This window comes from Rufibacter sp. XAAS-G3-1 (assembly GCF_013623775.1).
GTDB lineage: Bacteria > Bacteroidota > Bacteroidia > Cytophagales > Hymenobacteraceae > Nibribacter.
Window position 1 is genome coordinate 82221 of the sequence record NZ_JABFAM010000018.1, and the last position, 22729, is coordinate 104949.

The 22729-nt window shown below is 47.8% G+C and carries 20 protein-coding genes; 10 read left to right on the forward strand and 10 right to left on the reverse strand.

Features of this window, described 5'->3' with window-relative positions; genetic code table 11:
- The first annotated feature begins 593 nt into the window (after positions 1-593).
- The 5 genes from HHO50_RS21385 to HHO50_RS17890 all read left to right on the forward strand — a co-directional run bounded on the left by HHO50_RS21385 (position 594) and on the right by HHO50_RS17890 (position 4763).
- The gene (locus tag HHO50_RS21385) at positions 594-1031 is read left to right on the forward strand and encodes a hypothetical protein (protein ID WP_255478801.1); all 438 of its coding nucleotides are present in this window, start codon (positions 594-596) and stop codon (positions 1029-1031) included.
- Positions 982-1677, forward strand: a complete 696-nt coding sequence (locus HHO50_RS17875; RefSeq protein ID WP_243409695.1) for an MBL fold metallo-hydrolase — start codon at positions 982-984, stop codon at positions 1675-1677. The genes HHO50_RS21385 and HHO50_RS17875 overlap by 50 nt, the downstream gene beginning before the upstream one ends.
- Before the next feature lie 19 nt (positions 1678-1696).
- On the forward strand, positions 1697-2803 hold the full coding sequence (locus HHO50_RS17880; RefSeq protein WP_181308025.1) for a DNA methyltransferase: 1107 nt from the start codon (positions 1697-1699) through the stop codon (positions 2801-2803).
- Between the two features lie 31 nt (positions 2804-2834).
- Entirely contained in the window at positions 2835-3632 is a 798-nt protein-coding gene (locus HHO50_RS17885) for a hypothetical protein (protein ID WP_370457635.1), read from the forward strand.
- 162 nt (positions 3633-3794) lie between these two features.
- A complete protein-coding gene (locus tag HHO50_RS17890; protein WP_181308028.1) occupies positions 3795-4763 on the forward strand; it encodes a 5'-nucleotidase in 969 nt (322 codons plus the stop codon).
- Positions 4764-5000: 237 nt separating this feature from the next.
- Here HHO50_RS17890 and HHO50_RS17895 read toward each other — a convergent pair whose 3' ends face one another.
- Positions 5001-6086, reverse strand: a complete 1086-nt coding sequence (locus HHO50_RS17895) for a YhcG family protein (protein WP_116544965.1) — start codon at positions 6084-6086, stop codon at positions 5001-5003.
- Between the two features lie 543 nt (positions 6087-6629).
- Here HHO50_RS17895 and HHO50_RS17900 point away from each other — a divergent pair.
- The gene (locus tag HHO50_RS17900) at positions 6630-7496 is read left to right on the forward strand and encodes a hypothetical protein (RefSeq protein WP_181308030.1); all 867 of its coding nucleotides are present in this window, start codon (positions 6630-6632) and stop codon (positions 7494-7496) included.
- Here HHO50_RS17900 and HHO50_RS17905 read toward each other — a convergent pair.
- Complete coding sequence (locus tag HHO50_RS17905) at positions 7483-8364, reverse strand: nucleotidyl transferase AbiEii/AbiGii toxin family protein (RefSeq protein ID WP_181308032.1); 882 nt, start codon at positions 8362-8364, stop codon at positions 7483-7485. The two genes, HHO50_RS17900 and HHO50_RS17905, sit on opposite strands and share 14 nt — an antisense overlap.
- 127 nt (positions 8365-8491) lie before the next feature.
- On the opposite strand from HHO50_RS17905, the gene HHO50_RS17910 reads away from it, so the two are divergent.
- Positions 8492-8821: a YnfA family protein gene (locus HHO50_RS17910; RefSeq protein WP_181308034.1), complete on the forward strand. Its 330-nt coding sequence runs from the start codon at positions 8492-8494 to the stop codon at positions 8819-8821.
- Between the two features lie 451 nt (positions 8822-9272).
- On the opposite strand, the gene HHO50_RS17915 is transcribed toward HHO50_RS17910, so the two are convergent.
- The 6 genes from HHO50_RS17915 to HHO50_RS21600 all read right to left on the reverse strand — a co-directional run bounded on the left by HHO50_RS17915 (position 9273) and on the right by HHO50_RS21600 (position 18213).
- The gene (locus tag HHO50_RS17915; protein WP_370457634.1) at positions 9273-11216 is read right to left on the reverse strand and encodes a heavy metal translocating P-type ATPase; all 1944 of its coding nucleotides are present in this window, start codon (positions 11214-11216) and stop codon (positions 9273-9275) included.
- Between the two features lie 55 nt (positions 11217-11271).
- Complete coding sequence (locus tag HHO50_RS17920; protein ID WP_181308038.1) at positions 11272-11646, reverse strand: DUF3703 domain-containing protein; 375 nt, start codon at positions 11644-11646, stop codon at positions 11272-11274.
- A 58-nt stretch (positions 11647-11704) separates the two neighbouring features.
- The gene (locus HHO50_RS17925; RefSeq protein WP_181308039.1) at positions 11705-12121 is read right to left on the reverse strand and encodes a Fur family transcriptional regulator; all 417 of its coding nucleotides are present in this window, start codon (positions 12119-12121) and stop codon (positions 11705-11707) included.
- Positions 12122-12132: 11 nt separating this feature from the next.
- Positions 12133-13335, reverse strand: a complete 1203-nt coding sequence (locus HHO50_RS17930) for an efflux RND transporter periplasmic adaptor subunit (protein ID WP_181308041.1) — start codon at positions 13333-13335, stop codon at positions 12133-12135.
- Between the two features lie 25 nt (positions 13336-13360).
- Positions 13361-17749, reverse strand: coding sequence for a CusA/CzcA family heavy metal efflux RND transporter (locus HHO50_RS17935; RefSeq protein WP_181308043.1), 4389 nt, complete (start codon positions 17747-17749; stop codon positions 13361-13363).
- A 146-nt stretch (positions 17750-17895) separates the two neighbouring features.
- Positions 17896-18213, reverse strand: coding sequence for a DUF6660 family protein (locus tag HHO50_RS21600; protein ID WP_370457636.1), 318 nt, complete (start codon positions 18211-18213; stop codon positions 17896-17898).
- A gap of 267 nt (positions 18214-18480) precedes the next feature.
- Here HHO50_RS21600 and HHO50_RS17945 point away from each other — a divergent pair, with 267 nt between their 5' ends.
- From HHO50_RS17945 to HHO50_RS17955, 3 genes are all read left to right on the forward strand, one after another.
- Positions 18481-19113 (forward strand): hypothetical protein, encoded by a 633-nt coding sequence (locus HHO50_RS17945; RefSeq protein WP_181308047.1) that lies wholly within the window; start codon positions 18481-18483, stop codon positions 19111-19113.
- Positions 19114-19163: 50 nt separating this feature from the next.
- Positions 19164-20210, forward strand: a complete 1047-nt coding sequence (locus HHO50_RS17950; protein WP_181308056.1) for an ImmA/IrrE family metallo-endopeptidase — start codon at positions 19164-19166, stop codon at positions 20208-20210.
- Between the two features lie 388 nt (positions 20211-20598).
- Positions 20599-20997 carry a hypothetical protein gene (locus HHO50_RS17955; protein WP_181308059.1) on the forward strand — a complete coding sequence of 133 codons (399 nt, stop codon included), beginning with the start codon at positions 20599-20601 and terminating at the stop codon, positions 20995-20997.
- A gap of 27 nt (positions 20998-21024) precedes the next feature.
- On the opposite strand, the gene HHO50_RS17960 is transcribed toward HHO50_RS17955, so the two are convergent.
- On the reverse strand, positions 21025-22362 hold the full coding sequence (locus tag HHO50_RS17960; protein WP_181308061.1) for a Fic family protein: 1338 nt from the start codon (positions 22360-22362) through the stop codon (positions 21025-21027).
- A gap of 17 nt (positions 22363-22379) precedes the next feature.
- Positions 22380-22729, reverse strand: a 350-nt coding sequence (locus HHO50_RS17965) for a hypothetical protein (protein ID WP_219921579.1), incomplete at its 5' end; no start/stop codon positions are given.

The following is a 22729-nucleotide window of genomic DNA, read 5'->3' on the forward strand; positions in this document are numbered from 1 at the left end:
GACAAAATTATCCTTTATGTCTAATAAAAACAATTTTGAAATAGATGGTATTACGGAAAATTTCAAATAACGCTCTAAAAATTAAACCGGTGTCAGAAGCTGTAATTCTCCACTTTAGGCCAGTCATAAAAATGGGAGGATGTCAAACAGAAGGAAGTCGACATAAGGAACGGGGCGAGCGTTACGGGTCTTTTTCGAAAAAGAAAGTATAGCTTCGGTAGCTGCAAGGATAATAGACTACCTGCTACTTTCAGTACCGCCAAAGAAAATGTTCTATAAAGCTGTAGACTTTGTGCAGGCAAGTAAGCATTAAGTGGGATAAAACAAAAGGTTTGGTGACAACGTTAAACCCCAGGTGTTTCTCCGGCTTACCTACCTCCTCCACCGATTCTGCTTCTACCCGGTCAGGTTAAATACCAACATGACGTTTTGCTTTGTGTCCGGAGCAGGCACGGATAGCGCAGAAAAGGGAAGGGTAAAAGGGAAATCCGAAAACGACCTTATGAGGCCTTCTTTTAAAAGTTTAAGATCCGGCCCAGACTTCTGGAACACCTACGCTTGAAAAGAAGAACATTAAATATTACAGATACACAATGTGGATGATCCCAATATTACGGAAACTGGCGCAAAAAAGCATTTACACTTTACTGGAGTTAGGGCAGGCAATGCTCAATGCTATTAACCGGGCGTATAAAGGGGATGTCCTGGAGATCGCTGGTATGAAAAAGCCTGTCCGACATTTAAAAAAAGTTGATTATTTAGATAAAGATGCGCAAGCTTATGAGTGTGTTGGTTGTTATTTTAGCTGTTATTCTGGTGCTTGTGCTGGCAGTGTACCTCTTTATGCAGCAGCCGCAGTTTGGCAGTATTCCTACAGGACCCAGGCTGGAAAGGGTAAAAAATTCTCCAAATTACAAAAATGGGCAGTTTCAGAATTTAAATCCTACGCCCATGCTCACGGAATGAGCCAGTTATTTTACCATGATGAAAGAATTTCTGCTTGGAGACAAGGCCAGCAGAACACCTTCTGATAGCTTGCCCGGTAAAAAGATTGATCTCCTGAACCTGAATCCTGAGGAAGATATAATTGTCTGGTTTGGACATTCTTCTTATTTCATGCAGCTGGCCGGAAAGAAATTTCTTGTAGACCCTGTGTTGAGCGGTAGTGCATCTCCGGTAAAATTCACCACGAGGAGCTTTAAAGGGAGTGACAGGTATATGCCTGCGGACTTACCTGATATTGATTACCTTTTCATTACCCACGACCATTGGGACCACCTTGATTATGAAACCGTAGAGGCTCTTGAACCTAAGGTAAAAAAAGTAATAACAGGCTTGGGAGTGGGGGCTCACCTGGAACGCTGGGGTTATAATGCCGACAAAATAATAGAAAAAGACTGGAACGAAGAGATCTTGTTAGAAAAGGACTTTAGGGTAAATACCGCTCCTGCACGGCATTTCTCAGGCAGGGGTTTTAAAAGAAATGTTTCCCTGTGGATGTCTTATGTATTAACCACTCCCACGAAAAGGATATACATGGGTGGTGATTCCGGCTACGACTCCCACTTTAAAACTATAGGTGAGCGGTTTGGTCCTTTTGACCTGGTAATCCTGGAAAACGGGCAGTATGATAAAAGCTGGAAATACATCCACATGATGCCCGAGGAAGTACGGTAACATAAAGCAGCAGGACGCGGTGCTGAGCTACTCCGAGCGCAAACCCCGCCTCGACGCCAACGGACAGCCCGTTACCCGCTGGGACGGCCACAGCACCAAACCGCACCCTGTTACCGGCCAGGAAGTACCCGACGAAACCGCCCGCACCATCACCTACGACTACCTCGACCCCAAACCCGCCACCTGGCCCGAAGCCGATTTTATTGTCGGCAATCCGCCGTTTATTGGTGACAAAACAATGCGTAGTACTTTGGGTGATGGGTATGTAGATGCACTTAGAAAAGTATATAAAGGTACAGTGCCAGAGAGTGCAGACTTCGTTATGTTCTGGTGGCAAAAAGCAGCAGAAATCGTTCAAGCAGAAAAAGCAGAAAGATTTGGTTTTATAACTACCAACAGCATAAAACAACCATTTAATAGACGAGTGATTCAGGCTTTTTTTGATTCTAAAAAGCCGTTAAATCTAGATTATGCTATACCTGACCATCCATGGATAGATAGTGCAGATGGAGCACAAGTAAGGATAGCAGTAACTGTTGCTAGCCTTGATTCTGCAGTTGGAAGAGTAGACAAAGTATTTAAGGAAATTCCAGCAGAAGGAGAATGGAAAGTCTCTTTTACAGAAAAGATAGGAACGGTAAACCCCGATTTAACAGTTGGTGCAGATTTAACAAGTACAGTTTCTTTAAATGCCAATTCTAATTTGTCAAGTGTTGGAATGGGCCTTTATGGAACAGGTTTCTTAATTACACTTGATGAAGCAAAGAAACTGGGTCGAGGTGAAATTGAAGGTATGGAATCTGTCATAAAACCTTATCTAAATGGAAGAGATTTTACTCAAACATCAAGAGGCTTATTTGTGATTGATTTGTTTGGATACACTGAGGAACAAGCTAGAACAAAATTCCCTCAGGTATACCAACATGTACTTAATAATGTTAAACCAGAAAGAGACCAAAATAACAGAGCTTCATACAGAAAAAACTGGTGGTATTTTGGTGAGGCAAGAGCTACATTCAGGCCTTCTCTAAAGTCATTAGACAGGTATATTATTACAACAGTCATTAGACAGGTATATTATTACAACCCAAACTGCAAGACACAGAGTCTTTTCATTTTTCGATAAACAAATCTCTCCAGACAACACTCTTGTTGCAATAAGCCTTGATGACAGTTTGTTTTTAGGGGTATTATCAAGTGAAATTCATACAGCTTGGTCATCAGTAGCAGGAGGAAGACTTGGTGTTGGGAATGACTCTCGTTACAATAGCACACGTTGCTTTCAGCCCTTCCCCTTCCCTACCCCAACCGAAGCGCAGCAGGAGCAGATTCGAGGTATAGCCGAGCAGCTGGACGCGCACCGCAAGCAGCGGCAGGCGCAGCACCCCACGCTCACCATCACCGACATGTATAACGTGCTCGAAAAACTGCGGTCGGGTGAGGCGCTGAACGCCAAAGAGCAGAAAACCCACGAACAAGGGCTGGTAAGTATACTCTTGCAGCTGCACCAGGAGCTGGATGCCGCCGTTGCCGCCGCCTATGGCTGGCCTAACAATTTGCCTGAAGAGGCCATACTCGAGCGCCTCGTGGCCCTGAACAAGGAACGCGCCGCCGAAGAAGCACGCGGCCACATCCGCTGGCTCCGCCCCGCCTACCAGAACCCGCAAGGCGCCCAGCAAGCCGACATGGGCATAGAAGCAAAAGCTAAAACTATAAAAGCCACCGCCAAAGAGGTGCCGGCCTGGCCAAAAACGCTCTCGGAACAGGCACAAGCCGTACAACGCGCTCTGCAACTGCACGAGCGCCCGGCCACAGCTGAAGACTTGCTGCACCAGTTCAAACCCATAGCCAAGTTGCAGCAGCCGCAGCGTCTGCAGCAAATCGACAGCCTGCTGCAAACGCTTCATGGTCTGGGCTTGCTGCGCAAAACAGAGCAGGATCAATATGTAAAGTAGAAAGAAGGTATTATCAATGAGGCTTCATTGCTAGCAGTTATAAACTATACTATTCTGCTATGTAAATATGCAATAGCAACAGCTAGGATGTGCTGCCCTAATGCCTCCAGTAGCTATGAGCAGAACAATCAATTTTAAAACATTTATAGCGAAAAAATAAACATGGCATTAAATCTTTCCGAAATACTAGTAGTCGGAGTATCGAGCAGAGCTCTGTTTAACCTAGAAAAGGAAAATGAAATCTTTAATTCACAAGGAATTTCAGGTTATAGAAAATACCAGCAGGAACATGAAGACCAGTCATTAGAACCAGGAACAGCTTTCCATTTGGTTCAGAGTTTACTGTATCTTAATCAGGATGCAAGAAAGCGAATCGTTGAAGTTGTTGTAATGTCAAGAAATAGTCCGGAAACCGGTGTTCGTATTATGAATTCTGTCCGCAAATACGAACTGGACATCACAAGAATGGCTTTTAGCGGAGGCGAACCCTTAGCACCTTACATTGACGCCTTTGACATTGATTTGTTCCTGAGTAAGGACACAAAAGATGTTCAAGCAGTTATAGATTCTAAAAAGTCCGCTGCCGCATTCATTTATGAGCCACCAACTGAATTCAAGCCGACAGACAATCGCGTGAAAATTGCTTTTGATGCTGATGCAGTTCTTTTTTCAGACGAGTCTGAACATCGGTATAAGACAGAAGGTATGGAGGCATTTCATAAGTATGAGAGTGATCATGAAAATGAACCCTTAGGAGAAGGACCATTTGCGAAGTTATTGATCAAACTTTCTAAAATTCAGGATGAGTTGCCCACCACAGTTGAACTATCGCCCTTGAGAATAGCAATTGTGACAGCAAGGAATGCGCCTTCGCACATGCGTGTAATAAAAACTTTAAGGAAGTGGGGCGTTTATGTGGATGAGGCTTATTTCTTGGGTGGCCTTTCAAAAGACAATGTTCTCAAAGCCTTCGACGCGCACATATTTTTTGATGACCAAGAAGTTCACTTAGCCGAGTCATCCAAAGTAGTTCCATCAGGAAAAGTGCCCTACGCCTCTGACTCACCGTTGTTAAAAATGATGAATAAAGCTATTGTGATTGAATCTGTTGAAGACAAGAAGAAAGAATAAAATCACAAGCTCTGCCTGTAACCACTACGGGAGATTCACCGCCAAAAGGCCAATGGCCTAATATAGGCCTGCCTTAGCGATTATATAAAAGAAAAGGCTCCTCGGGATGAGGAGCCTTTTCTTTTATAATTAACCCTTCAATTTTGACTGTGCTTTTAAAGCGCAATTTTAGGAATTCTATAACATCTTTTATGTAAAACAAAGTCACCGAGGAATTAGAGGAAGCAGGCCACTTGGCTATAATTCACTGCCTTCTTGGTTTGCCTCAAACAGCATATGCAGTTTTTGCTGGAGCAGCTCCTTATTTGGCAGCTGGGTCCTGTACTCGGCCACCAAGGCCGGGGATAGGTTCCTGCTCAGGGCGTACTCGACCACTTCTGTGTCCCTGTCTTTACAGAGTAGGATGCCGATGCTGGGGTTCTCGTTCGACTTCTTCACGTCCCGGTCCAGCGCCTCCAGGTAAAAGTTAAGCTGCCCCAGATGCTCCGGCTTGAACTTGTCGGCCTTCAGCTCAAAGGCGACCAGGCACTGCAAACCCCGGTGATAGAAAAGCAGGTCTATATAGAAATCGCTATTCCCGACCTGAAGCCTGTACTCTTCCCCCACAAACAAAAAGTCCCTGCCCAGCTCCAGAATGAAGCTCCTCATCTGGGCGATCAACGCTTTTTGAAGCACCCCCTCACTGTGCGGCTCCGGCAGGTTCAGAAACTCAAAGACATAGCTGTCCTTAAAGATATTCACCACCTCCTGGTCCAGTCCCTTGATCGCCGGCGGCTGGCTATGGTTCCCCAGCATCACCCTTTCGAACACGCCGCTGTTGATCTGCCTTTCCAGCTGCTTGACACTGTACTTCTCCTGAATGCAGAGGCGCAGGTAAAACTCCCGTTCCTCCTCCGTTCTGGCCCGTGACAGCAGCACCAGGTGATGAGTCCAGCTTACTTTGGCCAGCTCACTGCCGCTCAGGCTGCTTGACCCTAATTGTGTCATTGGCGATGACACAATTTGAGGCTCCTGCTCCCCGGCTGTCGGTGCCTGCGGTCCTGGCGATGGCGCTAAAGCGCTTGTGGAGTAGGTGTCATAGAATTGCTTCATACGGTACAGCCCCCTCCGGTTGAAGCCTTTCAGCTCCGGGTGGTTTCGTTTTAAGTAGGCGGCCAACTCATCGACTGTTTTCTCGCCCCAACTGGCGGTGGCGATCCGCCTGCTGATGTACTCCCCCACCTGCCAGTACAGATTGATCAGCTCTGTGTTGACGGCTCTCAGGGCACTGCTTCTGGCTTGTTGGATGAACGTAGTGATTTCAGAGAATTGGTCCTGTGACATGAAGAATCCGGTAAGGTGAACGGTCACAAAGGTAACACTTTGGCTCTCCTTGTCAACTACGGCTGTAGGGACATTGCATCACTCGCGGCTGGAGACGAAACGATGTGTGAAGCAAAACAGACCGTTTGCTGTTTAACATATCGCAAATTATAAGACTATGATTATCAGTTTTTTACATTAAATTAGTGGCAAATAAACAAGCTCGTATTGCAAAGTTTATGACAATAACCTTGACTTTAAATAAGAAGGTATTTAACTTTTCGTAAAGTATATATACTTTACGCATGTGGAACTAAATTGTTTCATACTCCTTTAACTGCCCATTCGTTTTGGTCTATATCTTATATTTTTCACTTGCTTATTTCAAACAAAACGTTTAACTTTGCGTATATAAAGTATATATACTTTATATACTCATTGCTATTTTCAACTCTCTCTTATTTCCTTTCAACGTTAAAAGATTGCTGTTGCATTTATCCTTCTAAAGGATTAACTTTACGGAAAGTATATATACTTTCCGTCTGACATACCTTCAACGCAGCCATGCCAAGTAAGTCCCGCTTTGTTATTGCTGAAAGTAGTATCAAGTCTTTCTTCAAACAGAATCCCCGCAAAGTCTTCTCCCGCCAGCAACTTAGTGGGATTTTCGAGGAAAGGAAAGCTGCTTGGAACCTGCCGGTTACCACCACAGACCTCAGGTTTATTGAGCAGCTGCAGAAAAGGGGAATCCTCACCAAGATTGAAATCCTGTTTGACGGCTACATCAACAAGAAGGAGCGGTATATCACCCAGGATGCCAATGAGCTGGAGATAGCGGTGTCTTTGATTAACAAATCTTATCTGTCCCATTACAGCGCCATGTTTCTGAATAGCCTGACTACGCAGGTACCCAAAACCATTTATATCACCTTTGAGCAAAGCAAGAAACCGGACGGTAACCGCCAACTGAAACAAGAGGGCATTGATGCGGCTTTCTCCAAGCCACAACGGAAAGCAGTCACCGAAGCCATGTATGGTGATTACTCCTTTCTTATTCTTAATGGCATGTACACGGGCAGAACCGGGGTTCATTTGATAGAAAACATACCAGTAACCAGCCTGGAGCGAACCCTGATTGATATTACGGTGCGACCAAGCTATGCTGGTGGGGTGTATTCGGTATTAGAAGCTTACCAGAACGCCCTAGCCAGTATTTCCCTGAACAAACTGGTGGCAACGTTAGACAACCTCGATTTTATCTACCCTTATCACCAAGCTGTTGGGTTCTACCTGGAACGGGCAGGCTATACCGGCAGAAAACTGGACGAGCTGCGCAGCCGGAAGAAAGAGTTCCGATTCTATCTCACCTATGATATGGAGGAAAAGGATTTCTCGGAAGACTGGCAGCTATATTTCCCTAAGGGAATGTAATCCCTTGGAACGTGCTGACCACGTAGTCAAAGTAGAAATCGAAGCTCTCCAACTCTTCCGAACGGGCCACCGTATCTTTCACGCTTTCCCAGTTATCTTTATGGATGGCTTTGTGATTGGCTATCTCCTGTATAAAAGAAAGAGGCACACGCTTGGCCTCGAAAATATTCGCAATCAGTTCTTTATTTTCCTCGGTGGTCGCATCAATGCCATGCGATTCCATAATCAGGTGAATATCATAGAAGTCACGTGCCCTGGCGCGGGCGGTACGCGATTTAATAATTTCCGAGTACTGCGGTAATTGCTGGCAAATGGCCCGTAACTTCTCAAAGACAATCATTTCCGGTGTGTAGACATAAATTGTATAACCGTCCACCTTCGTCTGGGCCTTTTTTGCGACATACTCGAACTTGCTGAACTCCAACTCAAAAGTAGTGGAGCGCCCTGCGCTTAACGGAACAGCGATTCGACGCTGGTGCTCTAAATTCCCCTGATGGGTATCGTAGGTTTTCTGGTCCAGCACCTTGAACGTAACTTGGTAACCTCCCCAAAAATCCGCCACTGCTTCCTTCACGACTTTGGGCCTGGGGAGAAAAGTATAATCAAAAACAACCATTCCATTTTCCGCGAAGGTCTTCACCAAGGTGCTTGCTATCCGCTTGCTGATGATTCCCTCTTCCTCTTTAAAATCACCATGATCTATGGAGAAGTCCAGGTCATAGGAAGTTCTGGAGATTGAACTGCTATCATGGTAAACAATATCAATGGCATTGCCACCTTTCAGAACAATGTTCTCGATGAGTTCATCGTCAGAAGCAAGGGCGATGATGGCCAACCGCTTAATTTGGTTGATTAAATCAATATTCATCAGCGAAATGTTTTTAAACCGAAAGTACGATAAAACAACCGCTTTTCTTTTGATTACTAGATTTGAAGGCTATGAATTCAAATCTAGTAATCAAAAGAAATATTCGAAATGACTACCTTCACCCACTATGGAAATAATCAAATCACTATGTATTTTTTTCCTGGCCGGGCTTTGTGAAATCGGTGGGGGTTATCTGGTTTGGCTTTGGCTGAAGGAAGATAAACCCTTGTGGTATGGCATACTGGGCAGTATTATTCTGGCTATGTACGGGGTAGTGGCTACCTGGCAGACAGCCAGCTTCGGGAGGGTGTATGCTGCCTATGGCGGCGTTTTCATAGTGATGGCCTTGGTATGGGCTTGGAAAGTGGACGGCTTTAAGCCAGACCGCTATGATATTATTGGCGCATTAATAGCCTTACTGGGGGTGTGCCTGATACTTTACATGCCCAGGAAATAATGGGAAGTATATAAATCTAAAAATTTCATCCGTTGATTTCTGATCGCGTTTAAAATAACTAAGGAAGCCATCCCGACATCAGCGAAAGTAGATTAACCAAATATTCCTTAGATTGCATAAACCGATTTCAAATCATGCGCCTTTTCACATTTTAATTTTTTTATGTCATGAACATAATTGAAGCGATCAAACCAGGGCCAAAGCCAAAAAAACAAGATGGAACGCCAGATGAGAGAAGGCGTGTTACTCCAGAAACGAAACCTAAACATCCAGATTTGAAACCCCATAAACATAGGCCTGGGGAGTCAAAATAATTTTAGATAGAAGCACACATAGACGGTTGCTTCCATCTAAAAAGCCTAGGAGTCTATAACATTAAAACTATGGCTTGCTGTTTTTTTTAATCATGTACATGCCCAAAGAATAATAGGCATGTACATGATTATTTTTGTCAAAACTTCATCCGCTGAATCCTAATTGCATTCAAGATAGCCAGAAAAGCTACCCCCACATCTGCAAATACGGCTTCCCACATAGAGGCCACGCCAAAGGCACCGAAAGCCAGTACTAACGCCTTCACCCCGAAAGCCAAGCCAATGTTCTGCCAGACTACCCGGTTCGTACTCTTCCCAATATTAATAGCCGTGGCGATTTTGGAAGGCTGGTCGTTCTGAATCACCACGTCAGCGGTTTCGATGGCCGCATCAGATCCAAGGCCACCCATGGCTATGCCCACATCTGCCAGCGCGATGACTGGCGCATCATTGATGCCATCGCCCACGAAGGCTACATTTTTTCCTTCTTTTTTCAAGGCCTCCACCTTGGTCACTTTGTCCTGAGGCAGCAACCCCCCGAATGCCTGGTCAATCTGTAGGGTTTCGGCTACTTTCTGCACAATACTGTCTTTATCACCGGACAGCATCACAATGTTTTTGACACCCAATGCGTGTAGCTGCTCAATAGCTGACTTGGAATCTTCCTTTATCTTGTCTGCTATAGTGATATGCCCTGCGTACTGCCCATTGATGGCCACCAGCACGATACTCTCCACAATGGCATCAACCTGGGCCGGGTAGGCCACGTTGAATTTCTTCAGCAGCTTTCCATTTCCCACTAAGAGAGCTTTTCCGTCAACTAATCCTTTCAGGCCGTGGCCGGAAATCTCTTCCATATCTGCTATGCTTTTCTGCTGAAAGCTGTTTCCGACATGGGCCACCACCGCCAGGGCGATGGGGTGCGTGGACTTGCTTTCCAAAGCCGCCGTAAGGTTGAGAAACTCAGTTTCGTCCCAACCGTTGACCACCACCTCCTGCACCTTGAACACGCCCTCGGTCATAGTCCCGGTCTTGTCCATCACCACCGTATCCACCTTGGTCATCAAATCGAGGTAATTGGAGCCTTTGAACAGGATACCGTTTTTGGAGGCAGCCCCTATGCCCCCGAAATAACCCAGGGGAATAGAGATAACGAGCGCACAGGGGCAGGAAATCACCAGAAAAATCAAAGCCCGGTAAAGCCAGTCGTTGAACTCATAGTCCGCCACAAAAAAGTACGGAACAACAGCAAGCGCAACAGCCATGAACACCACCACCGGTGTATAGACTTTGGCAAAGCGGGTAATGAATTGCTGGGTTTTGGCCTTGCGGCTGCTGGCCTGCTCCACCAATTGCAGAATCTTGGAAAGGGCACTGTCCTCGTACTTTGAGGTTACCTGTAGTTGGATGACCTGGTCCAGGTTAATCATGCCGGCCAGTACCTTCTCCCCTTTGGATTTGGTATCTGGCTTTGATTCACCGGTAAGCGCCGCCGTGTTGAAAGAAGAGCGGTCGGTGAGCAGGGTGCCATCCAAGGCTACCTTTTCGCCGGGCTTCACTTCAATGACATCGCCAACTTTAACCTGCTGCGGGTTAATGGGGGTTACCTGGCCCTGCTGCACCAAGCCTACTATCTCTGGCCGGTTATCTATTAGAGCCTTTATGGATTTGCGTGACCTGGCCACGGCTGCTTCCTGAAAATGCTCCCCGATGACATAGAACAGCATCACCGCCACGCCTTCGGCATACTCACCGATGTAAAATGCCCCCAGCGTGGCGATTCCCATCAGAAAGAACTCATTGAAGACTTCGCCCCTCGCTATGTTCTTGGCGGCATGCACAAGGACTTTGCCCCCTACCAATAAATAGGCAATACCAAATACAGCTAACCGCAAGGAGCCTGCAAACCATTCTACATCAAAAAAATCAAGACCAATACCGGTAAGTAATAAAATCAAGCTGATAATGGTAGGCACATAAGAGGCACCGTCATGGTCATGGTCTTCCTCCTTTGTGCCATCAGTCACTTCAGTTTTGGTTGGCCCTGGTTGTTCAGCGGTCCGGGGAGAGGTGATCTCCATTGGTTTCAATGGGGCGCTAGGGTTATTTTCAACATTTTCCTTCATAGTTCTACGCTTACAAGTTAGAATTTGCCTGCCGTATGATAGTCTGCAAATCAGATGGGATGGGCATCGATTTAAAAGGGGGCACATTGGCCCCGCCGGTATTGCCCACCGGTATTTTTCCTGCCCAGGATTTTATGCCACCTACCAATAGCCGGGGAATCTGCCCTATTATCTCCTTCCCATTCCGCGTTCGTACCCCAAACAGGAGCATCTTAAAGTGTACGGCGGTATGCTCAAAGGGATAGGGTTGCCCCAGAATATGGGCCCGTTCCAGATGAACCCAAGCATGTTGCAGGTCCCCCTTCAGCATACTTTCATGATAGGTGTTTATTTCTTGCCGGTAAAAAGGCCGTAGCTTTTTTGGCATGTTCCAGTTGAGTTTCATGATAACTTTTTCCTTTAAAACAAAGATAGAGCTGCGCACCCTGCAATTGCATTGCAAATCAGCCGCCGCATGTACTACAGATGCCTTTCACCACCAAGTTGACTTCCTCCGTTTTAAAACCGGTCGGCAGGGTAACCTCAGGGATACGGGTGGACGGGAGGCATAGAGTCTCCTGGCACTGGTTACAAAAAAAATGCACGTGCAGGTCGTGATGTTCCTGTGGGTTGCAACTATCTGGGCAAAGGGCGTATTTCACCGCCCCGCTGCCATCGTCTATGCTATGCACCAGGCCTTTCTCCTCAAACGTTTTCAAGGAGCGGTACAGGGTTATCCGGTCGGCCCGGAGAAAATAAGTCTCCAGGTCACTGAGGCTGACCGCGGCCGATTGCTTTAATAGGTAGTCCAGCACCAGTAAGCGCATGGCAGTTGGCCTTACTCCTTTTTGATGCAAAGTTTTATCCAGGTCCTGTAGCATTTCGGTAGAAATTAATGGCCGCCTTCATGTTCTGAGTTCCGCATCTTCGCCAGCAGGGAATAGGCTCCTTTGGTTACAAAGTTTGCGCTAGTGGTATCAATACCTGCGGGAAGTGCCACCTGTACGAAGTTCTCGGCCTCCGCGCCTTTTTCAACCGGAACCATGCGAAACTTCTTCATGACCGCCTCGCCTTCCTTCTCCTGGCCGGTGTACAGGAAAACAAAGTTCTGCCCGTTATCCTGAACCACGGCTTCCTCAGGAAGTGCCAATACCTCACGGCCATCCAACGCTACCTGGGCCTGCACGTACAGTCCCGGTACCAGGTTTTTGTCTTCCTCTTCCATGTGGGCATGCACCCGCACGGTGCGCTCTTCACTGATTTCCTTTCCTATCAGGTAGATAGTGGCCTCGTGCTGCGCTACCGTCTCGTTGGGAAGGGAATAACGCACCTTCTGCCCTTTCTTAAGGGCGGCCACGTCTTTCTCGAACACCGTCAGCTCCACGTGCAAATGGTCAGTATCGGCTATCCGGAACAGCACATCCGTGGGGTTCACGAATTGCCCAACATTGGCGTTGATATAGGTGACGTACCCGTCTATGGGAGCATAGAGGGGAAGGATGCGCCTGATTTTACCCTCCCGCAGGGAAGACGGAACAATGCCAATTATCCTGAGCCGCTCGCCCAACGCCTCTACCTGGGACTTGGCAGCCCTGTACTCAGCGGTGGCCTTTTGGTATGCCTTGGCGGAGGTAACCTGCTCCTGGGAAAGTTCCTTCTGCCTCTGGAAGTCCTGCTCTAAAAAGGCAAGGCTGCTTTTAGCCTCCAGGTATTCCTGCTGCAACATCACGAACTCGGGGTTTTCGATACTCGCGATTTGCTGTCCTTTCCGGACGCGCATCCCCTCCAGCAGCTCCGTGCTTTTCACATACCCGCCCAAAGGGGCGCTCACGGAGGCCATGTTCTGCGGCGGCAGGTCCAGTTTTCCGGTTAAGGTCAGAATGTTGCCCAGGTTGCGCATCTGTGGCTTTCCCAAGGTGATGCCCGCGACACGGTATTGTTCCTGGGTCAGCTCCGCTGCCTGCGGGTCTTCCTCGTGCTGTTCTTCCGCCTTTGCCTCCCCGGTTTCATGTGCCGGCTCGGATTCTTTCCCGCAGGAGGAGAAAAGCAGAAGGCTTAGGAGGGAAAGCAGGTATATAGGGTTTATTATTTTCATGGTATTTAGATAAAGCCTGAGAAGGCTACTGTTTGTTATCTGTGATGAATTGTAGTTCAATGACTGCCTGGTCATAATTATAGAGTGCCTCCAGGTAATTTGCCCGTATGGCCAACGCCCTTTGCAGGTTCAGGAGATACTCCTGGTAGTTTATCTCACCGGCCCGGTAGGCCTTGGTGGCTTGGGCAATGATGAGTTGCGCCTGGGGCAAGGCGGTTTGCTCAAAGTACCTGACGCTCGCCTGAAATTTAAGGGCCTTCTGATGGGCCTCCGCCACTTGGGCCTCCAATTCGTTCTGGAGGTGTTGCAGATTCTGCTGGGCTATTTGCGTCTGCAAGTTTGCCGCCTCAATACGTTTTTTCTGTGGCCTCGTCCAAAGCGGGATGCCTACGCCCACCATCACTTCGTGGGGTGCCTCCATATCTACGCCTCCGCCTATTTCGCTACTGCCCCCTCCCAATGTCCGGTTGGTGTAGCCCATTTTAAGGTCAGGAAGCAGTTTTGCCCGCTCCAGACCGGCTTCTGCCTCGCGTACCGCTACTTGCTGCCTTGCCAATAGCACTCCCGGATTCTGTTCCAGCAATTGCCCGGAATTCAACGGCATGGACAATCGGTTCAGAGTGGTGTCAGCCGGAGCCACTAAACTGTCGGTTACCAGTAAGGCTTGCAGACGGGCCTGGAATACCGCCCAGTCGGCTTTAGCCTGAAACACATTGTTCTCTGTCTCCGCCAGTTGGGTTTCTGCCGTCACTTTTTCCAGCAGGTTGGTTTCCCCGGTTCTGAGGCGTACCTGGGCTGCCCTGAGAAACTGGGAATACAGACTATCCTGATAGGAGAGCAATTGCAATTGGGAGAGCGTATATACCAACCCGTAGTAATTCAACCTTACATCCCGTACAATTTCCCGCTGGCGTTGGGTCAGGTTTATTTTGCTTACCTCCACCTGTGCTTCCGCCAGTTTTGCCTGCCTGGCATAGACCGTCGGAAAGGGCAGGGACTGCGTGACGGATACCTCATTGTCATACTTACCTGATTCCAGTTTGCCGGTGGAGAATTGTACCTGGGTTTTCTCAACATCATAGGCAGAGCCTTGGAGGCTCTGGCTCCGCCTGATACTGAGTCTCACCGCCTCTACGGAAGGGTTCATCTCAAGGGCCCGGTTCACCGCCTCTTCCAGGGAATAAACTTTAGCTGGCTGCTGCTGGGCTTGTAATGGAGTGGAACTCACTGCCAAGGCAGCTATGATAAGGATAAATATTGACAAGGCAGCCGGTATTCCACCCCCCTCCCGCTGATTAGTCCTCTTTTTCATAAAGTAGTTTTCAATCAAAATATAAAGGACGGGCAATACCACTAAAGTGAGCAAAGTGGAGGTCACCAGCCCGCCAATCACAACCGTGGCCAATGGCTTCTGAACCTCAGCCCCTGCTGAGTTAGAAAGGGCCATGGGCAGAAACCCCAACGAGGCCACGGCAGCCGTCATCAAAACCGGACGTAATCGCACGGCGGTGCCGTTCAGCACTACCTGTTTTAAGTCCTGAATTCCCTCTTCCTTCCGTTGCCGGTTAAACTCAGCAATCAATACAATGCCATTTAAAACAGCTACCCCGAACAGGGCAATGAATCCGACCCCAGCTGAGATGCTGAAGGGCATTCCCCTAAGCCACAGTGCCAGCACCCCCCCAATGGCAGACAGCGGGATGGCGGTGAAGATGAGCAAAGAGTGCCGGATGGAGCCGAAGGTAAAGAACAGCAAAAGGAAGATTAGCGCCAGGGCGGCCGGTACGGCCACCGAAAGACGCTTGTTGGCTTCCTGCAAATTCTCAAACTGGCCCCCGTAAGTCATGAAATAGCCTGTAGGTAGCTGTACCTGCTGGCCTATTTTCTGCTGAACTTCCTCCACCACACTGGCAATGTCGCGGCCCCGCACGTTAAAGCCCACGATGATACGCCGTTGTGCATCTTCCCGCTGAATCTGGTTGGGCCCCTGCCGGTACTCTATGTCGGCGAGCTGCTCCAGGGGGACCTGCACGCCATTTGGGGCCGTGACATACAATTGCCGGACGCTGGCAATATCTTTTCTTTGTTCTTGCGCCAAACGTACCACCAACTCAAACCGGCGGTCTCCCTCATACACCATCCCGGCGCCTTGCCCGGCAAAAGCGGCGTTGAGGGCTTGGTTCACCGTTTCCACATCCAGCCCGAACTTGGCGATCTGACTGCGGTTGATATCTACCACAATCTGCGGCAGGCCGGAAACCTGCTCCAAGTACAGGTCTTCGGCTCCCTCCACCTCTGCCACGACCATGCCCACTTCCTTTGATAGCCGGGTAAGTTCCTTTAGGTCCTCCCCGAAAATCTTGATGCCCACATCCTGGCGTACCCCCGAAATTAGTTCATTGGACCTAAGCTGGATGGGCTGAGATACCCCGAAGGTAACTCCTGGGATAGTTTCCAGGGCTTCCGTCATTTTTTCGGCCAGCTCCTCCCGCGTGTCGGCACTGGTCCATTCATCCTTATCCTTCAAGAGAATGGTGACATCGGCAGATTCCATGGGCATCGGGTCAGTGGGAATCTCGGCTGCCCCAATTTTGCTGATGACCTCCTTTACCTCCGGAAATTTCTCCTTAAGTATCTTTGAGGCTAGTGACACTTTCTCTATGGTTTCCGAAAGGGAGCTACCAGTGAGCAAACGAGTCTCCAGGGCAAAATCTCCCTCTTCCAGCATGGGAATAAACTCGCTGCCCATGCGGGAGAAAATCACCAGGCTGAGGCTGAAAAGGACCACGGCAGCAATGATGACCACGGCTTTCATACTCAAAGCACCCTTTATGAGCGGGTTGTACATGCGCTGAAAGAAGTCCATCATTCGGTCTGAGATATTCCGCTTGTGGGTGGTGTTCTTGCTCAGAATCAGCGCCGACATCATAGGGACGTAGGTGAGCGAGAGCAGGAAAGCACCCAGAATGGCGAAGGAGACGGTCAATGCCATAGGGCGGAACATCTTACCTTCAATACCCACCAGCACAAGAATAGGCAGGTATACAATCAGGATAATGATTTCTCCGAAAGCGGCGGATGTCCTGATTTTGCGGGCGGAATCGTACACTTCTTCGTTCATCTGGTCTTGGGTTAATCGACCCCCGCCCCGGAAAACCAGGTGATGCATGGTCGCTTCCACAATGATCACCGCTCCGTCCACGATAAGGCCGAAGTCAATGGCCCCTAGGCTCATAAGATTGCCGGTTACCCCGAAAAGGTTCATCATGATAATGGCAAAAAGCATGGCCAGCGGAATAACGGAGGCCACCACCAGCCCCGCCCGGAGATTACCCAGAAAAAGCACTAGCACAAAAATGACAATCAGGGCTCCCTCTATCAGGTTGGTCGTCACGGTGTCCATGGCCCTGCCAATCAAGTCACTCCGGTCCAGGAAAGCTTCTATTTCCACACCCTCGGGTAGCGATTGCCGTATTTGGTCCATTCGCACTTTTACCCGCTCCACTACCTGGTTGGTGTTCTCGCCTTTTAGCAGCATCACAATGCCGCCTACCGCTTCTCCTTTTATGTTGGTGAGCGCACCGTAACGGTTGGCACTCCCGAATTGGACCTCGGCAATATCACCGATGAGAACAGGCGTGCCGTTGGAGGTGCTGCTGACCACTATTTTCTTTATTTCATCCAGGCTCTCTATCAGGCCCTCGCTCCGGACAAAGTAAGCATTGGGCTTTTTGTCGATGTAGGCTCCTCCGGTGTTCCCGTTATTCCGCTCCAGGGCCTCCAGCACATCGGTAATGCTCAGGTTGTGGGCTTTTAGCCTGTCTGGGTCAAGGGCTACTTCGTACTGCTTCAGAAACCCACCGAAACTGTTTACCTCCGCCACGCCTGGCGTACCGAGCAGTTGCCGCCGCACTATCCAGTCTTGGATGGTGCGCAGTTCCATGGCAGAATACTTTTTCTCGTAGCCTGGCTTTGGGTGTACCACGTACTGATATATCTCCCCCAGTCCGGTGGAGATAGGGGACATTTCAGGACTTCCCACTCCCGGCGGGATTTTCCCGCTGGCTTCAGAAAGCCGCTCATTCACCTGCTGCCGCGCCCAATAGATATCAACATCCTCTTTGAAAACAATGGTCACCACCGAAAGGCCGAAACGGGAGATAGAACGTACCTCGTCTACCTCAGAAATGGTGGCCATGGTCTGCTCCACCGGGTAACTGATTAGCCGCTCCACCTCCTGGGCGGCCAGCGACGGGCTGGTGGTGATAACCTGTACCTGGTTGTTGGTGATGTCAGGCACGGCATCAATAGGCAGTTGCGTGAGGGAATAGACACCCCAGACAATAAGCCCCAAGGTGAATATTCCTATAATGAGCTTATTGTAGATTGAAAAATGGATAATGCGGTCAAGCATATTGAATGGCGTTAAATCAAAGATCTGGAATTCTCCTGCCAACCGTAACTAATACCCATAAACAGCCTCAAGCTGAAGATAGGCATAGAAGAAAGGGTAAAGCTTCCTTAGCGGAACTTCACAGAGCAGGTAATAACAAATTTGACTTAAAGCCTTGGCGGTTGCCAAATGGAAAAAGAAAGGGTGGGAACACCGGCTACCCGGTAAACCGGTACCGGGGTGGTTACCTTAACAATGAAAGGGCTTGGTTTCTGGGTGATGGCCTGCAACGCGAAACCGGCGCAGCAATTGCAAATACACAAGGGGGAACATAAATCGGCAACCGGGGAATGGTCTTCTGAATCCGTGTTTATGTTGATGCTGGTTTGTGCAACCGTATCTACCCTTCTTGGTGCTGCATCAGCACAAGGAATACATGATATCACTATCATGAAAACACTTAGAAGAAGAGAAAACCATTTCATCTGCTGCAAAACTAGTAAAAATAAAATGCAATTGGATTGCAAGTTTTAATCATAAACGGATTAAATCCTATTCTGAGATATATTAGGAGAAGATGGAAGATGTTCTAAAAGTTAAATGAGGGCAGTTGGGAAAGAAAGTACTTATTCATTTCACTCCTTACAGCATTTTTTACAAAGGAATATTTTTAAAGACGATAAAAAATTATTGGAATATTTTTCTTTTATTTTACAAATTCATCTTTATCTTTGTTTTAAAGATGGAAGACTATGAAGAAACTTTTACCTCAGGAAGAAGCAACCGGATATCTGCTCCCTTATTTTGAAAAATTTGTTTCTATTGTTGAGAAGGCGATGGCTGATGTGAAACGGCTGGAGGCAACTCACTCAGAGATCCGGGAGAAATACACAAGCTGGTCACCATTAGCGAAATCCGTGATGGTCAACAACTTTATGTGCATCTATGCCGAGGAAGCTTTTTCAGGTGACCCGGAAGTTATCATAAATCCTTTGCGCAATGACCCTTTCGGCATCTTACTAAGGGGTAAACTCTTCATCCGGTTCAACAAGCTTAACGCTGATCTGTCACCCAGCACCAATAATGCGACGAAGCGGACGGAGGATTTGAACTACCAGAACAGTTTTGAGGGCTTTGAGAACATCCCCTGCATTTATGCGGGGTACTCCTCTAACCGCGAAGCCATTGACAGCATTGGCTCCATCAATCTGGTTTACCGGCCCTTCAATTCCGTTATATGGAATATAGATTTACGGACCCGATTAGGTCAGGAACAACCGGAAATACCATTCTACACCGAGACCGGCGCAACAGTAGTTCCTATTGCAGAAAGAAGGGTGACTATAAAGAAGAAACCACAAGCAGACAAGACAATAGAAGGATAGGTTAAATGATGGAAACGAATATGCTTTTCCTAGGTAAGGTGAACCCTAACATGGTCATTTTAGCTCGTGAATCGCGTGGGGTAACCCAAAAAGAGCTGGCTGAGAAAATGTGCATCAAACAGGGCACCCTGTCTAAGATTGAAAATGGGCTTCAGAACGTATCAGAAGAACTGCTGAATATATTAAGTGCTGAATTGGCGTATCCGGCAAGTTTCTTCTTCCAGCAGAATCAGCTGTATAACCCGAGTCTGGTGCATTATCGGAAACGAACTGTGTTTACCAAGAAGGACTTGGCCAAGGCTGATGCCACTATGAATATCAGCAAAATCAACCTGGAGAAACTGCTGAACTCAGTTGATATACCTGATTTACAATTGCCAAAATGGGAAGTAGAGGAACATGGCTCTCCGGAAAAGTGCGCTACATACTTGCGGGAATACTGGCGTCTACCGAAAGGGAGAGTAGAGAATATAACGAAGCTGGTGGAAGACAAGGGAATTCTGGTGGTACCTATTGATTTTGACTCACCTAAGATGGATGGTCTGAACATCTTTACCGATACTAACCATCCTATCATATTCTACAACCGCAACATACCAACTGACCGGCAGCGCTTGACAATTGCCCATGAATTAGGCCACATTCTGCTGCACCTGGGGCAACCCATTGCAGAAAACCGGGACGTGGAAGCGGAAGCATATGCTTTTGCGGCTGAGTTCCTGATGCCCGCTGCGGAAATTAAATCCCACTTGGGAAAGGTGGATATTGCCAGGTTGGCAGATTTGAAAAGATACTGGAAAGTGTCCATGGCAGCCCTTATTATCCGGGCTAAAACACTGCGCCTGATTACCGAAAACCAGTACCGGTACCTATGGCAGCAAATGAGCGCTTTGGGATACCGGACAAAGGAACCCAAAGAACTGGATCCCGCACCGGAGCCCCCTATTCTGTTGCAAGAACTGGTGGATGCCCATTTAAATGATTTAGGGTATTCAGAAGAAGAGTTGGCGCAGCTGCTGTCTTTACAATTGGAAGATTTTAAAACCCGATACCAGGAAAACGAGGTAGCACGGCCAAAGCTTAAGATTATCCGCTAGAAGCATATAAAGGCACTAAAGGACTTTTACTTTTTCACTTATTCTAATAAAATTAGAAAGCAATACCCACTCTTAGCCTTCCTGTTTCAGCCATTCCAATGCAGCTTTTTTGGTAGCGAATGTCTGGCTTTGAATCTTTAACTCAACCTTGCTGGTAACCTCCTCCGAAATCTGCTCGGACTCTTGCTGTCTAATTGTATCAGTATGGAGAATACTCGCTGATTTCTGGAGCCTAGTGTTCTGTAGGTTCTTTGCGAACCGCGTCACGGTACGTGAATGAGAAAAACGATGTGGGGTTAGAAGAGTATATTCAGCAACAGATGGATGCCGAGGATTTAGCAGAATATCAAAGTCTTTTAACCATTGAAAAAGAACAGTAGCTACCAATATGCAGGAACCTCAAGAAATTCTAAATTCAAGCCTACTAGAAGCACTTCAACAGGTAATATCTGGCCTAGCAGACCCCACCAAGCATTATATGGTCAATGCCAATTATTACGAGCACTTTCCTTTAGGAGAAGAGACTTCTGAACGCTGGTATATGGCCTGTATCTATTTCCATCAGGAAGCAGCATGGAATGTGGAGTTAGTAGAGGATGGGGTAATTTGTGATGTACTCCTGAACCGAAACCAGCCCGAAGAGAAATTCCGCATTAAAATCCCCTATGAAGAAATTTGGGAGGTTCTGGAAAGGAAAGACAATACAAATGCCTTCACTATTGAGGGTCGCCTTTTCTACAATGCCCAGGTAATGCAAAAGCTGTCTGGGCTCTCTTTGAACAACTGATCTATACTTTCTTTAAAATTTGGATTACTACCCGCCCATTTCCCTTTCTTGGGTTAGTTCTTTGGACACGTAGCCCCTACCCCGCTCTGGCTTTTCTAAAACACTTACGGCCTTTAAAATATCACTCGCTGGTCCTTCTCCCCTTAAGCCTGGAATTGCAGTTGAGGCCATTAAGGCATTTTTGACATGCGCTTTGTTCACCCCTCCCACATAAGGCACTTTGGAAACGAATGCCGCCACTTCTTTCAACCTTTCCCCTTCCGTCTCTTTCCCATAGGCTTTCAACTCTAAGCTTAGGATGGCCGAAGCTTTCAGAAAAAGGTCTTTTGCTTCCGAGTGGTTCTTCGGCAAATCACTTGGGAGTGGTTGCGCTGGTGAAGGCACCTTTGAAGCAGGAATCTCCTTTCCGGCGGCAATATATTTCACCTGATCTATCGCTTTTGTAAGTCGCTCGGCATCCTGATAGAGGTAATGCTCAGGTTTCGCCCCACCTTCTAAGATAGAGGTACCAATCGTGCGTAAACCCTTTTCGTAGTTCTTCAGGCTCCTGGGTTCTTCCACGATGCTTTTCACTTGCTGCTTCACCGCAATGTCCCACCGGTCCGCTATTCGGTTACCGGTTACCTCCAACTCCCGTAACGCTTCAATACGCTTCATGGCGGCCGAGGGCTCCGGAGTTCTGGGAATTCTTTCTGTCCTAGCTTTCTCGGCTTCAATACCAGGCAACGGAGTGGTGATTTCTTGCAGGAACTCCTTTAGTGGGACTAAGTTTTTATGTGCCTCCTGAAGAGCGTGTGGTTTTACAATTGCAAAATTTCTGGCTTCATTATATTTGGCAGGATCTGCCCGGTTAAAGTCAATGTCATACCCGGCTTCTTTTCCTAATTGAGTAAGAGCGGCTTGAAGGGTTCTACCGTTACCTTCCCGAAAGGGGTGAACATGATTGTACTGATCCAGATAATAGGCGGCGCGCTCAATGAATTTTTCTGTACTCAATCCTTTCAGGTTGTTTTCCTGCTGGAGTTGCTGACTGATAGTCCCCAGCCGCGTTTCAATCTCTTTGAAAGGGGCGTACCTCATTTCCTGGGGCACTAGATTGACTACAGTATCTTTTACACCTTGGAAGCCTCCCCTGTTTGCTCTGGTCTCCCCAGCCCATGGATAGACCTTTTGGAAGAGCTCCTTATGGATCTTCTGAAAATGCTCCTGGTCAAACTTCCCGGGTATGCCTCCCTCCTCCTTCAGGATGGCCGCACCGAAACCGGCAAACTTATTCTCCAGACGCGCCAAGGCTTCTCTGTTCCTGATACCCTTATGGTTAAGTAGAACCCCGTTCTCATCGCTGAAGCCGTCATACTTTGCCATGGCTGCAATTGTAAAAGTTAATGATTCTTCTCCCCCTCTGCCCTATCTTTAAAAAGGTCGGGTAAGCTTGCCTCAGAATTTCCTTTAGATGATACCTTCCTATTGAAATCCTGGTCAACAGACATTTTTGTGTTCCAATACTCTTCCTCAGGATCAGGCACTTCTGAAACAGAATTGGCCGTTTCCTCGGGAACGGCCAATGTCATGCTTGCTGGTTCAGGTTCCGGACTTGGAGAATCCAGACCGTGGTACTTCGCCAGCTCATCCAATGCTTGCCGCAGGGTCCACTCTCCGTCTACATACTTCTGCATAAATTCCAGGGCTTCCCCATCAGGCATCGGGCCATTGCTCATAACTAGGGCAAAGC